Origin of the sequence: Acinetobacter sp. SFA, from assembly GCF_001647535.1 — a bacterium.
In the GTDB taxonomy this organism is placed as follows: Bacteria; Pseudomonadota; Gammaproteobacteria; order Pseudomonadales; family Moraxellaceae; genus Acinetobacter; species Acinetobacter pecorum.
In genome coordinates this window covers 31619-47831 of record NZ_LSZI01000022.1, presented here as the reverse complement: position 1 = coordinate 47831, position 16213 = coordinate 31619, and the positions used below count along the sequence as shown (strand labels likewise).

At 45.7% G+C, this 16213-nt stretch carries 11 protein-coding genes; 5 read left to right on the top strand and 6 right to left on the bottom strand.

The window, feature by feature from the left end:
* Window positions 1-6 precede the first annotated feature (6 nt).
* The 4 genes from AY607_RS14190 to AY607_RS14175 form a co-directional block, all read right to left on the bottom strand.
* Entirely contained in the window at window positions 7-888 is an 882-nt protein-coding gene (locus AY607_RS14190; protein WP_064102891.1) for a hypothetical protein, read from the bottom strand.
* On the bottom strand, window positions 885-1892 hold the full coding sequence (locus tag AY607_RS14185; RefSeq protein WP_064102890.1) for an isopenicillin N synthase family dioxygenase: 1008 nt from the start codon (window positions 1890-1892) through the stop codon (window positions 885-887). The genes AY607_RS14190 and AY607_RS14185 overlap by 4 nt, the downstream gene beginning before the upstream one ends.
* Window positions 1893-1969: 77 nt before the next feature.
* Window positions 1970-2851 (bottom strand): ABC transporter ATP-binding protein, encoded by an 882-nt coding sequence (locus tag AY607_RS14180; protein ID WP_064102889.1) that lies wholly within the window; start codon window positions 2849-2851, stop codon window positions 1970-1972.
* The gene (locus AY607_RS14175; RefSeq protein ID WP_064096741.1) at window positions 2851-3795 is read right to left on the bottom strand and encodes an ABC transporter permease; all 945 of its coding nucleotides are present in this window, start codon (window positions 3793-3795) and stop codon (window positions 2851-2853) included. Before AY607_RS14175 ends, AY607_RS14180 begins: the two co-directional genes overlap by 1 nt.
* Window positions 3796-4113: 318 nt before the next feature.
* Here AY607_RS14175 and mtlD point away from each other — a divergent pair, with 318 nt between their 5' ends.
* On the top strand, window positions 4114-6240 hold the full coding sequence (gene mtlD, locus AY607_RS14170) for a bifunctional mannitol-1-phosphate dehydrogenase/phosphatase (RefSeq protein WP_064102888.1): 2127 nt from the start codon (window positions 4114-4116) through the stop codon (window positions 6238-6240).
* Between the two features lie 64 nt (window positions 6241-6304).
* Here the strand turns inward: mtlD and AY607_RS14165 are convergent, their stop codons facing one another.
* Window positions 6305-7309 (bottom strand): ABC transporter substrate-binding protein, encoded by a 1005-nt coding sequence (locus AY607_RS14165; RefSeq protein WP_064096743.1) that lies wholly within the window; start codon window positions 7307-7309, stop codon window positions 6305-6307.
* A gap of 10 nt (window positions 7310-7319) precedes the next feature.
* Window positions 7320-7898: an ANTAR domain-containing response regulator gene (locus AY607_RS14160; RefSeq protein WP_004280362.1), complete on the bottom strand. Its 579-nt coding sequence runs from the start codon at window positions 7896-7898 to the stop codon at window positions 7320-7322.
* 503 nt (window positions 7899-8401) lie between these two features.
* On the opposite strand from AY607_RS14160, the gene nirB reads away from it, so the two are divergent.
* The 4 genes from nirB (at window position 8402) to AY607_RS14140 (ending at window position 16164) form a co-directional block, all read left to right on the top strand.
* A complete protein-coding gene (nirB, locus tag AY607_RS14155) occupies window positions 8402-10948 on the top strand; it encodes a nitrite reductase large subunit NirB (RefSeq protein WP_005170842.1) in 2547 nt (848 codons plus the stop codon).
* A 24-nt stretch (window positions 10949-10972) separates the two neighbouring features.
* On the top strand, window positions 10973-12583 hold the full coding sequence (gene nirD / locus AY607_RS14150; RefSeq protein WP_064102887.1) for a nitrite reductase small subunit NirD: 1611 nt from the start codon (window positions 10973-10975) through the stop codon (window positions 12581-12583).
* A 180-nt stretch (window positions 12584-12763) separates the two neighbouring features.
* A complete protein-coding gene (locus tag AY607_RS14145) occupies window positions 12764-15541 on the top strand; it encodes a nitrate reductase (RefSeq protein ID WP_064096746.1) in 2778 nt (925 codons plus the stop codon).
* Window positions 15538-16164: a molybdenum cofactor guanylyltransferase gene (locus AY607_RS14140; RefSeq protein WP_064096747.1), complete on the top strand. Its 627-nt coding sequence runs from the start codon at window positions 15538-15540 to the stop codon at window positions 16162-16164. Before AY607_RS14145 ends, AY607_RS14140 begins: the two co-directional genes overlap by 4 nt.
* Window positions 16165-16213 lie beyond the last annotated feature (49 nt).

Here is a 16213-nt window from a genome sequence, read left to right as displayed (position 1 = left end):
TTCTCCCTATAACACCCGTGCTGCATGCTGCATCAGGTGATCCTGTTCTGACTTCAGCCAGCTTTCAGCTTGTGTAGTCGTGGGGGTGGCATATTGAAATTGGTAATCCGGCTGGTATATATCCAGCTCAAAAATCAGGTCGATTTGACGATCATCTAAAATGACATGCTGAACCAGACTGCTTTCATTGAGAACTTCAAAATTTTCCAGGTTAAAGGCTTTGCCTGTCTCACTGCTGCGGGTGCTGTAAGTTTTAGCTTGACCATCAGTCCCGATAGAAACCTCAAAACTTTCCAACAAGGCAAACACGGTCGGATCAACAGCTTTCAAGTCCATTTGAGCTACTGCACTTTGCACTTCAGGCAAACGCGTCAGCGCATAGGCAATATGATCAGCACAAATAATCAGGCCACCATCCATTTCCAGTGTTTGACCAGATTGAACATCAAGTGCAGACTGAAGACGCATGCCTAAAAATAAACCGTATTGCACCTGCTGGCGCCAGTCTTCGACATAGACATTACTTGGAGAAAATTCCAGAATGCAGTTGCCAATTGCATGCAACCTGGCTGGTTCCGGCCACTGCACATGATTCTGGTAATTGGCGTAGTCTTTCACTTCCCAGGACAAGAGTTGGCTGGCGTTATCCCAAAGTGTATTGCCAATCCAGCCTTGGCGCTCCTGAACAGCAGTTCCTGTCTGGCTTTTTAGACGAAGATCAATGGTAAAACTGCGCGACTGAAACCAGTACACAATGGTGTTTTCATCGGTCAGGCCATTATAAAAACTGATGCTTTTACGCCGAAATGCCCCATATAAAAAGCCTGGAATAATCTCTGGCTGAAAAGTCACAGGCTTTAAGCTTTTAATTACTTCAAACAGATTCATGATGCTGTCTCCGCCTGTTCTTCAAGTCCAAAAGAGGAAAGTGGTACAGCATTTTTTAAGATCAGTTCACCGCTAGCAACGCGCTGTTTTAAATATTGAAAGGTCTGGGCGGTCTGATTAAACAGATGCTCACCCCCGATCAGGGCAGAATATTTGGAATTTTCAGTGGGAATAACCGGTTCAATCACGGTGTCATAATTGCAGGCGCAAAATAGCGGGAACGAATAACGTTCTTCCGAGACCTTTTTCACGCGGTGCTTGGTGGCGAGATATTTACCATTTGACAGAATTTCCATCATGTCACCGATATTCATCACCAGTGTGTTTTCAATCAGTGGAATGTCGATCCATTCGCCTGCTTTATTCAAAACCTGTAAGCCGGGTGCGGTGGGTAACAGCAGGGTAAAGCATTCGTAATCGGTATGTGCGCCAATGCCTTCGGCATCTTGCACTTCCGGATTATAGGGATAATGAATCAAGCGTAGCTGACTTGGTGCATCAGTAATTTTGCTTTCAAAAAAGTCCTCACGAACGCCCAATGCCAGTGCAAAGGCAGAAAAAACCTGCCGGCTGATCTCACGCAGATGGCTGTAGTATTGGCTGACAATAGACTTGAAATCCGGATGGTCTGGCCATAAGGTAGGGCCAAGTAAAGGACATTTTTTTTGTGTACCCTGATAATCATAATTGACATCATAGGCTTCTTTTAAATCATAACTGTTGCCGGCAAACTGTTCTTCGCCAATCGGCACATAGCCACTATGGTTTTTTGATTTACCAATATAGTGCTGCATTTTGGTGCTCAGATCCTGAGAAAAATAGGACTGGGCCATTTCAATCAGAGCTTTGGCGTAATCAAAATTAAACTGGCTACCTTGCAGATAAAGAAATCCGACTTCTTTACAGGCATGATCCAGAGCATGAGCAACTTCAATACGATCGGCTAAATCCGGACTTTGTAATTTTGAAATATCAACCAGTGGGAGTACATATTGCGCTTGCATGACAATCACCTCTAATGTTGGTCGTCCAACACAGCGATTAAAACCTTCGGGTCGTCCCAAAAGCATTTTGGATAAGATTATTTATTGCTGCTGACTTTGGTCATACGCGGAATGACCGGCAGTTCTGCCAGTGCCGGATCCAGTTCGTCTTCTTCAGCATGCACCAGATAATCGACACGTTGTCTTAACTGTTTAAATTCAGGACTAAGCATGACGTCTGGATGGCGTGGACGAGGTAGATCAACTTCGATAATTTCCTTGATTTCACCCGGATTGGCTTTCAGTGCAACAATCCGGTCGGCCAGTAAAATGGCTTCATCCATATCGTGGGTCACAAAAATGATGGTGATATCAATGTTTTGCCATAGGTCCATCAGGTGACGCTGCATTTTTTGCCGGGTATGCGGATCAAGTGCCCCAAAAGGTTCATCCATCAACAGGATTTTCGGTTCATTGACCAAAGCCCGGGCAATCGCGACACGCTGTTTCATCCCGCCAGACAGCTCATGCGGATACTGGTTTTCATACTTTTCCAGACCAATGATATTGATCCATTCACGTGCCTGTGCTTCTGCTGCTGCACTACTTTGGCCTTTCATGCGCGGACCAAACATGACATTTTCCTTGACGGTTTTCCATGGAAACAGGGTATAGCCCTGAAACACCATGCCACGTTCCGGACTTGGGCCGGTAATCGGCTGGCCATCCACCAGAATCTCACCACTGCTATAAGGATCCAGACCGGCGACTACACGGCTAAAGGTTGACTTGCCGCAACCGGAAGGCCCAATCACACAGATGAACTCCCGCTTATGAATTTTCAAATTGAGTGTATTTAAAACCGTACGTTCGGTTTTGCCATGACTGAATTTTTGCGTCAATTGCTTTGCTTCCAGAATCACCGGACGGCTATAAATCTTGTCAAAGTATTCGCGGGTATTAAATTCAGTGTTTTGCATCAGTTAGCTCCCGGTTTCCATTTAAATAAGCGTTGTCCCAGTTTCATTAAAATCACGTCACACAGCAGACCAATCACCCCGATAATCAGGATCGCGGCAAAGACATTGGGAAAGTTCTGATAGCGGGCTTGCTGGGTAATGAACCAGGTAATTCCGGAGGTGCTGCCGATCAGTTCAGCCACGATCAGGTACGTCCATGCCCAACCCAGCAACACGCGCAGATTACGGTAAATCTCTGGCATAGCCGCTGGAATCACCACATGAAACAGGCTTTTCAGTTTCGTTGTACCCAAAGTAAAACCGGCTTCAATCAGGCTGCGATCGACCAGACGAGTAGTATTGGCAATCAGCAGAATCATCTGGAACAGGGTTCCAATCACAATAATGGCTATTTTAGGTGCGTCATTGATTCCCAATATTGCAACGGCAAGTGCGCCAAAAGCCGGAGCAGGCAAGTAACGGAAGAACTCGACAAAAGGTTCTGTTAACAGGGAAATTTTCTTGGAAAAGCCACATAAAATTCCGAGTGGAATGCCAATCAGGCAAGAAATAAAGAATGCAGTAAAGACCAACTTGATACTGTGCCACAGGCTTTCATAAAACCAGGGTGCATTCGGTTGAACAGGAGGGGTGGTAAACGCGGTTACTAATGCAATTGCCACTTGATGCGGTGCTGGCAAATAGATGGGATTGACCAGGATGCCTTGAGGTGGGGCCAGACCCTGATCCACTGCGGATTGGGCAGCGGAAAAAAACACGTCTTTATCAATCCGGCTATTGACCTGTAAATAGCTCACACTACCGGGATTGGTAATCTCGACCTGTGGATGCCAGATAAATGGCAAATAGCTGACCGCACACCAAATCAGAATTGGTATTAAAAAAGACCCCAAGCCAAGTAGCAGTTTATTTCTTTGACTGAGTTCACGTGCAACGTAACTCATAGTGTTGCCCCTCAATATTACAAATTTTATAAAACGTAATACTGAATAAGCAAAATGAATGCCATGATGGGTGGGAACAGCCAAAATATTAAAATATTCTTATATTTCAAAAGAAAATTTAAAACGAAAAACAGGGATGATAAGTTACTTAAGTTAACACTTTGATTACATATGTAAACATAAAACATAGAATTTTAGTCTTTATTGGTTGTTTTATAATCAAAACTATTTCATATCTTTACATCGGTTTAATTCGACCCAGCTTTTCTTTAAGGTATTGCTCACTTCTTAACTCATTGAATTATAAAAAGGGGAGCAATGTTAGAGTTTAAAAATCAAATCGTACATGGCGCTATTTTCGATATGGATGGAACCATGTTCGATACGGAACGCTTGCGCTTTCAAACCTTGCAGCAAGCTTCACGTGAGCTGATTGGTGTCGAATTTTCTGAAAGTTATTTAATTCAGTGTTTGGGCCTCAGTGCCCGTAGTGCAGAGCAGCTAGCCAAAGAGCGTTATGGACAGGATGTGCCCTATGCCGAGATTCGCCAGCGTGCTGATGTGCTGGAACTGGAACATGTACGTCATCACGGTGTTCCCATTAAAAAGGGGTTATTGCAGGTATTGGAACGCCTACGCAAGGCAGGCCTGAAAATGGCGGTAGCGACTTCAAGTCGCCGTGCGATCGCAGAAGAATATCTGATCAATGCCAATGTCTATAAGTTTTTTGATGTACTGGTGTGTGGCGATGAGATTAGACAGGGGAAACCTCATCCGGAAATTTTTATCAGTGCAGCCGAAAAAATCAATTTAAGCCCGGCCCAGTGCCTGATGTTTGAAGATTCTGAAAATGGTTTGCGTTCTGCCTATGATGCAGGTGGTATGACGGTGCTGTTCAAGGATATCAAAATACCGAACGAGTCCATGCTGGCACAAGCCCAGTATTATTATGAAACGGTCGAAGATTTTTTGGGAGAACTGAACCAGTTTGTTCCGGTTCTGGACATGCCGGAACTGGAAACCGCTTTTCCGCAAACACTCAATCAGCTGACTGTCGGGATTCACGGTTTTGGTGCAATTGGGGGCGGTTATCTGGCTCAGGTATTATCCCACTGGGATGGATACACTCGTCCGCGCAAAATTATTGCTTCGACACGTAATCCGCTGTATCAATCTAGCGTTAATGCTTTTGGCACTTACTGCATTCGCTATGGCCAGAATTCTTTTGACCAGCGTATTGAAAATATGAGCGTAATTGATGCGCATGATCTGGAACAGATGCAGAACATGTATATTGAATCCAGTCTTGTAGCAGTCTGCGTACCTGAGGAAGCACTGGTTTCTGAAGCGGAGGTCATTGCACAGGGCTTATACGCACGTTATCTGGCTTATGAGCAGCAGGATCAGCCACTGACAGTTTTAATTATCCTGAATAAAATCGGTGCTAAACAACAGGTGATGCAGCAGATTCTGAATAGTCTGCGAATGATTACTGATGAACAGACCGCCCAGAAAATTATGGATCAGCATTATTTCTGTGACACCGTGGTCAACCGTATGGTGTGCAAGCTGTCAGACCAGAAACTGTATCGTCAGCTGCGTATCAAATACAACATGTTCAAGCAGTATCAGCTGGATGAAGATCTGTCCGTAGTTGATCTGGATGATGCTACGGCACTGAATACAGAACAGGAACATCAGGCTGGGCTATATATTGAAGACCTGCGCCGTAATTTCCAGCCGAGTCATATCCTGCAGTCTATGGATCTGATTCTGTTTAACGCTGAAACGGATATGCCGATTTATGTGGAAAATAACAGTCCGTTACTGGCGAAAATGCGGCAGATGATTCTGGTGGATGATATTGCCAATATCCAGCTGATTAAAAACCGCTTATGGAATGGCGTGCATGCGATGATGGCCTGGTATGCCAGTCTGCGGGGACATCAGACTATTGGTATTGCCATGTCTGATCATATAGTCAGAAAATTTATGCACCAGTCCTTAGCTCAGGTGAAGCATGGCCTCTGCTACCAGATTCCAAAACATGCCTCAGACCTTGAACGTCTGACTCAAAGCTTTAGTGAATCCTGTGCCAATGCCTATCAGGATCCATGCGCTCGTGTAGGTCGTGAGCCCTTAAGAAAACTTGAGCACAATGAGCGTGTTATGGGATCATTGGCCACCTTGCTTAAATATAGCTTGCCATTTGATGCTGTTTTAAAAGGCGCAGTGCTCGGTTATGTCTATGCCCTAGAGCAGGGTGAATGCGAGCAGCAGGAACTTTTGATGCATTTGCAGATTCAATTAAAGCATATGGCGTTGGAACCGCAGCTTTATGAGGCTTTGTATGATGAAATGTCACAATTCATCAATCAGATTATTGCTGGAAAATTGTCCTTGCAGAAATTCATGCAACTGGATTTACAGCAAGCATTAAGCTAAATAAAACGTTAAATAAAAAGACCCGAAATTTTCCCGGGTCTTTTTTATGGGAATATACAAAGTATTAAACAGTGCTAGCTTCTTGTTGATAAATACAGGATTGCGCAATCTGTAGCTGATCATCCACTGACAGATCAAGATTTTCCCATTTCTGCATCTGCTGCAGGAGCCAGATAAAATCATCGACTTTCGGTTCGGCACTTTCCCCAACAAAATTCCGGATGATATTCTTGATCTTGTGAAAGTCATAGACATGCCGCTGGGCGGAACATCCAAACTGAATAATCTGATAATCCACCAGCATGTCCCATACTTCTGATAAATCACTGCGCTGCTTTAAATCATTCTGCGCTTTTTGTACTGCCTTGACCACTGCCTCTACAGTAAATGGATGCTGTTCTGCCCATTCCTGAGTCATGGCCAAAACTTTATCGGCAACTTTTGGAATGACATTCTGGCTCGCCGCAACGATAAAGCTATAGCCTTCAAGTTTGGCCTGAATATTCCAGGGTTCTCCCACGCAAAAACCATCGAATACCTGTTCCGAGATTCCTTTCACCATGAAAGGCGGTGGAGATGTCATCAGCTGGATATTCTTGGCCAGTTGTAGATCAGTCAGCGCCAGCCATTCTTTTAAGCAGTAATGGTGAATCGAATATTTATAGACATAGGCCAGATTGATGGAATGATTCTGTTGTAAAGCTTGTACCAGTTTCTTTGAGGTACTCTGTTCATCATCCCTTGGATGGATACCGAGTTCATAACACAGATCTTGGCGCAGGCTAATAAAAGCCTGATTCACGCTCAGTACTAGAGGGGTTTGCAAAGCCACCTGTAACTGGTCTGTGCCCAGGGCAGCAGCGGGCAACATGGCGGACAGACAATGTGCAGCATCCAGAAAGCCATAGGCCAGACGGTCACGCAAACTTGACCAGGAGGCTTCACGGATTAAATTGATTTTTAATCCCTGTTCGGCAAAGTAGCCCTGTTTTTCTGCCCAGAGAATGGCGACACAATCAAGCAAAGGAATATAGCCAATATTGAGTTCAGTTTTTTCTAGTGTAGACATATGCTTTTCCTTATTGGCCCAGTAACAGCTTCTGTGCATCCAGTAAGCGTCTGGCCATTTCACCAATGGTGATCCGGTGACTCATGGCGTTTTTACGTAATAAAGCAAAAGCCTGTTCTTCTGTTAAGGCATGTAGCTGGATGAGCAGGGCTTTAGCTTTATCGATATCTTTACGGTCAATGAGCTTGTCTTGGGTTTCTTTTAAATCATTTAGCAGCTTTTTATGCTTACGGAACTGTTCAATCGAAATTTCCAGAATGCTTTCTAGTTTGGTGGGATCAATACCATCGACGATATAAGCCGTGATTCCGGCATCAATGGCACTTTTGATGGTGTCTTTATTGGAGTTTTGGGTAAACAACACGGTGGGAAGTTCATATTGGCTGACACAGCTTTCAATAATATCCCGATGCGGATGATCCATATTCAGCAGGATCACATCTGCATGAATACCCTTAACATGTACCATATTCAGGTCATTCAGGATTAAACAGGCCACCACCTGAAAATCATGTGAAAGTAAGGATTCCTGGATGAATTGGGCGCGCTCCAGATCATCATCAATAAGAGCAATTCGTAATTTGGACATGGAATATTTTCAAGTAAGGCCTAAGGAATATTCAAGCAGGAGTAAAGCAAAAAACATGCCATTAAATTGGTGCATAAAATTCTATTTTTCTGTTCAATTTGGTGCATAGCTTTAGGGATTTCAGCTGATAGCTGATCAAAATGAAGCATTTAGGTAGATCATCTGCCTGGAATAAGGCGTTTTCTTGTTGGAAAAGTTGGCACGATTTCTGCATTTATTAAATCGTCAAAGATGACTTTCAATACTAACAACGGCCAACGATGTCCGTTCTGATCGTAATTGCACTTTCAAGGAGTGTGATTGGTATTTCGTTCAGCACAGGATAAATGACATGGTCAGTTGTTCAGCAATACAAAACGCACAAGCATTTCAACCCTTCCTCCAGCATTACAAAGCGCTGGGTTGCGGTATTTACAACATATTCAATCAGCAGACATATCAATGCCTAGACGTGATATGCGGCTTTTTATCATCTTTAAAAAAACAATAGTTGGAGTGCAGATATGAAAATTCTCATGATTGGGCATGGCATGGTGGGGCATAAATTCATCGAATCTGTACTGGAACAGGCCGGTGATGACATTGAGCTGACCATTTTGGCAGAAGAGCCACATTTAGCTTATGACCGGGTACATTTGACTGAATATTTCAGCGGCAAGTCGGTCAAGGATCTGAGCCTATGCCGTAGTGATTTCGCCGATGCCTATGGCATTGATTTACGACTGAATACCAAAGCAGTTGAAATGGATCAGCTGAATAAAACGGTAACGACTAATCACGGTGATGTGCTGAGTTTTGACAAGTTGATTCTTGCCACCGGCTCTTATGCCTTTGTACCGCCAATCCCGGGCAATGAGCGTCAAAACTGTTTTGTCTATCGTACTATTGAAGATCTGGACGCGATTCGTGCCGCCAGCCTGAATGCAAAAACCGGTGTGGTGATTGGTGGCGGCTTGCTCGGACTGGAAGCAGCGAAGGCATTACGAGATCTGAATCTAGACACCCACGTGGTGGAATTTGCACCGCGTCTGATGGCGGTGCAGATTGATGATCTGGGTGGCCGGGTATTGCGTTCTAAAATCGAAGATTTAGGCGTCAAGGTTCATACCCAGAAAGCCACATCAAGTATTGAAGATGGTGAAACTGCACAGCATGTCATGAGGTTTGGCGATGGCTCAGTCCTTGAAACCGACATCATTTTATTCTCTGCCGGCATTCGCCCACGTGATGAACTGGCCCTGCAGAGCGGTCTGCTCATCGGTGAACGAGGCGGTATCATCATTAATGATTATTGCCAGACCTCACATCCGGACATTTATGCCATTGGTGAATGTGCACTTTGGGACAATAAAATTTATGGTCTGGTTGCACCAGGCTATGACATGGCGCGTATCGCAGCGAAACATGTACTGGGCCAAGAGAGTCATGCATTCGCTGGCGCCGACATGAGCACCAAGCTCAAACTGATGGGTGTGGATGTTGCTTCTATTGGTGACGCACATGCCATGTCACCTGGTGCCTTGAGCTATTTCTATGCTGATGAAGCCGCGCAGGTTTATAAAAAAATCGTGGTGTCAGCAGACAGGACCAAGCTGCTGGGCGCGGTGCTGGTGGGCTGTGCCAAAGAGTATAGCGATCTCCTACAAATGATGCTGAATGGTCTGGCTGTGCCGGAGCAACCGGAAAGCCTGATCATGCCAGGCTTTGATCAGTCAACTTCCAAATCGGGTGGCAGTGGCATCGATTTATTGCCTGACAGTGCGACCATCTGTTCCTGTAATAACGTTTCCAAAGCTGATATCTGTTCAGCCATTGATGGCGGTGCAACTTCATTGGGTGCACTGAAAAAATGCACGCAGGCTGCAACGGCGTGCGGTGGCTGTGCGCCACTGGTGACGCAGGTTCTCAAATCCGAATTACAGCGTCAGGGTGTCACGGTGAACAATCACCTGTGCGAACATTTTGCCTATTCGCGTCAGGAACTGTATCACCTGGTACGCGTGCATGAAATCAAGACTTTCTCTGACCTGATTCAGCAACATGGTCATGGGATGGGCTGTGATATCTGCAAACCGACTGTGGCCAATATTCTGGCATCCTGCTGGAATGATTTTGTTCTGAAACCAAGTCATGCCGGTTTGCAGGACAGCAATGACTATTATCTGGGCAATATCCAGAAAGATGGTTCCTATTCGATTGTGCCACGTGTGGCAGGCGGCGAGATCACCCCGGATGGCCTGATTAGCATCGGTCAGATTGCCAAAGATTATGGCTTATATACGAAAATCACGGGTGGACAACGGATTGACATGTTTGGTGCGCAGGTACATCAATTACCGGAAATCTGGGGAAAACTGATCAATGCCGGTTTCGAGTCCGGACATGCCTACGGCAAATCCTTACGTACCGTGAAATCTTGTGTGGGCAGTACCTGGTGCCGTTTTGGCGTCGATGATTCTGTCGGCTTGGCGATTTTTCTGGAAAACCGTTACAAGGGCCTGCGTTCACCGCATAAAACCAAAATGGCCGTATCCGGCTGTACCCGTGAATGTGCCGAAGCACAAAGTAAGGATGTGGGGGTGATTGCCACGGAAAAAGGCTGGAATTTATATGTCTGCGGCAATGGCGGTATGAAGCCGCGCCATGCAGAACTGCTGGCTTCAGATCTGGATACTTCCACACTCATCAAATATATCGACCGCTTCTTTATGTTCTATATCCAGACGGCGGATCGTCTACAGCGCACCAGTGTATGGCGTGACAATATGGAAGGTGGGCTGGATTATCTGAAAGATGTCATTGTGCACGATTCGCTTGGCATTGCGGCTGAACTGGAAAGCCGTATGCAGCATGTGATTGGCACTTATCAGGATGAATGGCGCACCGCGATTGAAGATCCAGAAGTACGCAAACGCTTTAAAACCTTTATCAACGCCAAAGCAGCCGAGCAGAATGACCCGCATATTCAGTTTGCACCTGTACGTGGTCAGATCCGGCCAAAGACTGACGCTGAACGTGATCTCAACCGTATTCCAGTGGTTGAAGCCTAAACACCACAGTCAGGGAGAATGAAAATGACAATTTTAAAAGATATGAACGAACTGAACTGGTACGAAGTCTGTCATCTGGATGAGATCACCCCGAATACTGGTGTTGCAGCTTTGATTGAAGATCAACAGATTGCAATTTTTCGCGTGGGTCAGGAACAGCGGGTTTATGCGCTCAGCAATCAGGATCCGTTTAGTCTGGCCAATGTCATGGCACGTGGCATTCTGGGCGATCTGCAAGGTGAGCGTGTAGTCGCATCCCCAATTTACAAGCAGCATTTCAGTCTGGTGACCGGCCGTTGTCTGGAAGAGCAAGATCAGAAATTACTGGTATTTCCAACCCGAATTGAAAACGGCACAGTCTTTATCAGCCCAACTGCACAAAAGACCTATATTTCCAGTAATGGTCAAAACACAGAGCGTTTAAAACTGGTACTGGTCGGGAATGGACTGGCGGGTATGCGCTGTCTGGAAGACTTGCTGGATATGGCACCAGATCGTTATGAAATGACCGTGATTGGGGAAGAGCCATGGGGTAATTACAACCGGATCATGTTGTCACCGGTATTGTCTGGTGAGAAAAGCTTTGCCGAAATTATGCTGCATTCAGCCGACTGGTATGCCGAAAAAGGCATTCGATTCATTGCTGGAGATGCTGCCATCTCTATCGACCGTTCACGTAAGCAGGTTCATACCGAAAAAGGCGAAGTCGTTGCTTATGATCGTCTGATCCTCGCGACCGGTTCGAAACCTTTCGTACCACCAATTCCAGGTACTGAACTTGAAGGCGTGATTAGCTTCCGGGATATTCAGGATGTTAACCGCATGCTGGATTACTGCAAAACCAAACAAAACGCCGTCGTGATTGGGGGCGGCCTGCTGGGACTGGAAGCAGCTTATGGACTGAAGCAGCAAGGGATGAATGTAACTGTACTGCACCTGATGGACCGTATTATGGATCGTCAGCTGGACATGAAAGCCAGTCAAATGCTGAAAAAATCAATTGAAGACAAAGGTATCCGGATCATTACCGAAGCCAATACCGAAGAGCTGCTCGGTATTGACGGTCACGTGACTCAACTGCGCTTAAAAGACGGGACAATGCTGGATGCCGATTTGGTGGTTTTTGCCATCGGGATTCGTCCGAATAAAACCTTGGCTGAGAAGGCTGGCTTGCGCTGTAATCGCGGAGTACTGGTAAATGACACCATGCAAACCTATGACCCGAGTATTTATGCGGTAGGTGAATGTATTGAGCATCGTGGCCAAACCTTTGGACTGGTTGAGCCATTATGGGGACAGGCCTTTATCTGTGCGACACATCTGGCTGAACATGGCCGACTGACCTTTAAGGCACCACCTGTTCCGACCCAACTCAAGGTTAGCGGATGTGATGTCTTCTCAGCCGGAAATTTCGAACCTCAGGATGATTTTGAAGATATCGTGCTAAATGATGAAAAGCGTCAGATCTATAAACGGATCATTATCCAGCAGGACAAAGTCATTGGTGCTGTGCTATTTGGCGATACTGAAGATGGGGCTTGGTATGCAGAACTGATTGCAGACCAGACACCGATTAGTAATATCCGCAGCAAACTGCTTTTTGGTCGGGATTTTGCATTAAAGAAAGCAGGGTAATCGGATCAATCTCCCAACCCCTCTTTGAAAAAGAGGCGAATCTCCCTCCTTTATTAAAGGAGGGTTGGGGAGGATTAAAGCTTTTGAGACATAGAAAAAATTTAAATCAAACCTGTAAAAGCTAGATATCAGAGATTTGGTGAAACACGTGAATTTGGATGATTAAGGAGCACAGCAGCAATGAATAGTATTCCGGTTATGGAACTACATAGCTCTACTGAATCCCAAATAAAAACTACTCAGACGACCTGTCCTTATTGTGGAGTAGGCTGTGGCGTCATCGCGCACGTAAGCCAAACCCCGATGGGTGAAAAGGTTCAGGTTGAAGGCGATGTTCAGCATCCTGCGAACTTGGGCAAGTTGTGTATTAAAGGCAGTCATCTTGCCGATACACTTAGTCTAAAAACCCGGCTTCTGCATCCGATGACAGGTCGAAAAGAACAGCGGCACATAAGCACTTGGGATCATGCCATTTCAAGTATTGCCAATAAATTTCAGCAATGTATTGATCAGTATGGACGTGACAGCATCGCCTTTTACGTCTCCGGCCAGCTTTTGACTGAAGACTATTATGTGGTGAACAAGTTTGTAAAGGGCTATCTTGGTACTGCCAATATTGATACCAATTCAAGGCTGTGCATGTCATCTGCTGTGGCAGCACATAAACGGGCTTTCGGCGAAGACCTAGTACCGGCCAGCTACACAGATTTTGAGCAGACAGAAATGGTGGTTCTGGTGGGTTCCAATACCGCCTGGTGCCATCCGGTGCTTTATCAGCGCATCATGAAAGCCAAAGAAGAGCGGGATTTATTCGTGGTGGTGATTGATCCACGCTTTACTGCAACCTGTGAAGCGGCAGATTTACACTTACCCATTTTACCAGGTCTGGATGTCGCGCTGTTTAATGGCTTGTTGCAATATCTTCAGCAAAATGGCTATACCGATCAGGATTTTGTTACCCAGCATACTCAAGGCCTGGAGCAGGCACTTGCCAGCAGCTCGACAGAGTCATCGCTTGAAAGCGTGGCAAAACGTACCGGTATTGCTATTGAAAAATTAACCTTATTTTTTCAGAAATTTGCCCAGACCGAAAAAATCATGAGTCTGTTTTCCATGGGTGTAAACCAATCCTCTCAGGGAGTAGACAAGGCCAATAGCATTATCAACTGTCATTTATTGACAGGAAAAATAGGCAAACCCGGTTCGGCACCTTTTTCCATGACTGGACAACCGAATGCCATGGGCGGACGGGAAGTCGGGGGACTAGCCAATATGCTGGCCAGTCATCTGGATCTGGATAACCCGCAGCATCAGCAACTGGTGCAGGATTTCTGGCAAAGCCCGGTTATCGCGCAGCAGCCCGGATTAAAAGCGGTGGATTTATTTCAAGCGGTGGAAAGCGGGAAAATCAAAGCCATCTGGATTATGGCCACTAATCCGATCGTGAGTTTGCCCGATGCAGATCAGGTTAAACGCGCTCTGGAGAAGTGTGAATTTGTGGTGGTTTCCGATATTTGTCTCGACACCGATACCACGCAATATGCCGATGTACTGTTACCGGCACTGGGTTGGGGCGAAAAAGATGGCACAGTCACCAATTCGGAGCGCCGTATTTCCCGGCAAAAGGCTTTTTTGCCGGCTCCAGGTGAAGCCAAAGCAGACTGGTGGGCCATTTCCGGGGTGGCTCAGGTCTTAGGTTTTAGCGGTTTTGACTTTAACAATAGCCATGACATTTTTCTGGAACATGCCCGTTTATCTGCTTATCAGAATAGTTCGCTTTCGCAACGTGAAGATACACCGAATTTTCGCTATTTCAACCTGCAAGGTTTAACTCATCTCGGTTTTGCGGAATACCAGAATCTGGCACCGATCCAGTGGCCGGTCTGGGATAAGCAAGAAGTTCATCAGGTTGGTCAACTATTTAGCCAAGGCCTGTTTAGTCATGCAGATGGCAAAGCTAGATTTGTGCCGACGATTGCAGCCGATCCGGTACATGCTATTTCTGCTGAATATCCTCTGATCCTGAATACCGGACGCATTCGCGATCAATGGCACACCATGAGCCGCACCGGATTATCTGCCAGTTTATCCCAGCATCGTGCCGAGCCTTATTGTGAGCTGCATCCGCAAGATGCGCTGAAATATGGCCTGAAAGATGCCGAGCTGGTCGAGGTGAAATCCGCTTGGGGAAGTTGTGTACTCCGTGTGCAATTTTCACAAAATATGCGACGTGGCCAGATTTTTGCACCGATTCACTGGAACGACCAGTTTGCATCCGATGCGCGGATTGGCAAAGTAGTTAATCCGGTAGTTGACCCGATTTCCGGCGAGCCAGAATTTAAGCATACTCCGGTGATGATCAAGCCATTTTATACTCAGTGGCAGGGCGTGCTGTATGTACGGGAAGGCTTTGAACAACAGATCCAGACCATGATTGAAAATACGGTGTGGTGGAGCAAAATTCAAACCACTCAGGCCATCCGTTATGAACTGGCAGACCGGCGCCGTTTTTCTGACATCACCGGGCAGATCAAGAGCCTGTTAGCCTTTGATGATGAAAGCTTTGAATGGCTGAATCTCGAAGATCAAACGGCGCATATCAGTCATAGTGTGGTGCTTCAGGATGGCCAGTTAATTGCCAGTTTTTATATCGCACCAGCGGCGCTATTGCCAGATCGTGACTGGGTGGCTGGCCTGTTTAGACGTGAACGTCTGAGTGCATTACATCGTAAAGCATTGCTGGCAGGTCAGGCCATGTCAATGGGAAATAGTGAAGGTTCATTGGTCTGTAGCTGTTTTAAGGTCGGTAAGAACAGAATTATTCAAACCATTAAAGATAAAAATATCACGCATGAAAAACAGGTGACTGCATGTCTGAAAGCCGGAGGAAATTGCGGTTCATGTTTGCCCGAAATTAGAGGCCTGATTAAAGCCTGCCAGACGGAGTACATAGAATGAAAAGAAGAGTGATGAAAACGGTGTCTTATCCGGAAACCGAGGTGGTGATCCTGGCCGGCGGTTTAGCGCGGCGCATGAATGGCATCAATAAATTACTGCACAAATTTGATGATGAAATCCAGCTAATTAAAATCCATCAGCAGTTGAAGTCCCGGGCAAGCAAAGTCTGGGTCAATAGCCATCGGGATCATTCCATTTATAAACGGATGATTCCTTCGATTGATTTTTATCAGGACGATGAACCCGGCTTTCAGGGACCATTGATGGGCATGAAGAGTGCCTGGTCATATGTACAATCTGATTATGTGCTGTTCGTACCCTGTGATGTGACCTATATTCCCAAAAAGGTCATTTCACGTTTACATCAGGCCCTGCAACGACATCCTTTATCTGAAGTGGCGGTGGTTGAAATAAATGAAAAAGCATTGTTTCCATTCTGTCTTATGAAACGCAGCAGCTTACCCACTCTTATACAACATCTTGAAAATGATCAACACAGTTTAAAACTCTGTTTTGCTGACATGCACATGCAGCGGGCAAGTTTTAAAAATCGTGCCCTGTTTTTCCACAGTATTAATTCATTTGATGAGCTACAGCAGCATCAACAGCTTAACTTTCTCTAGCGTTTAAAATGCTAAAAGCCGAATTATTATATTTTGGCTCACCAAAATA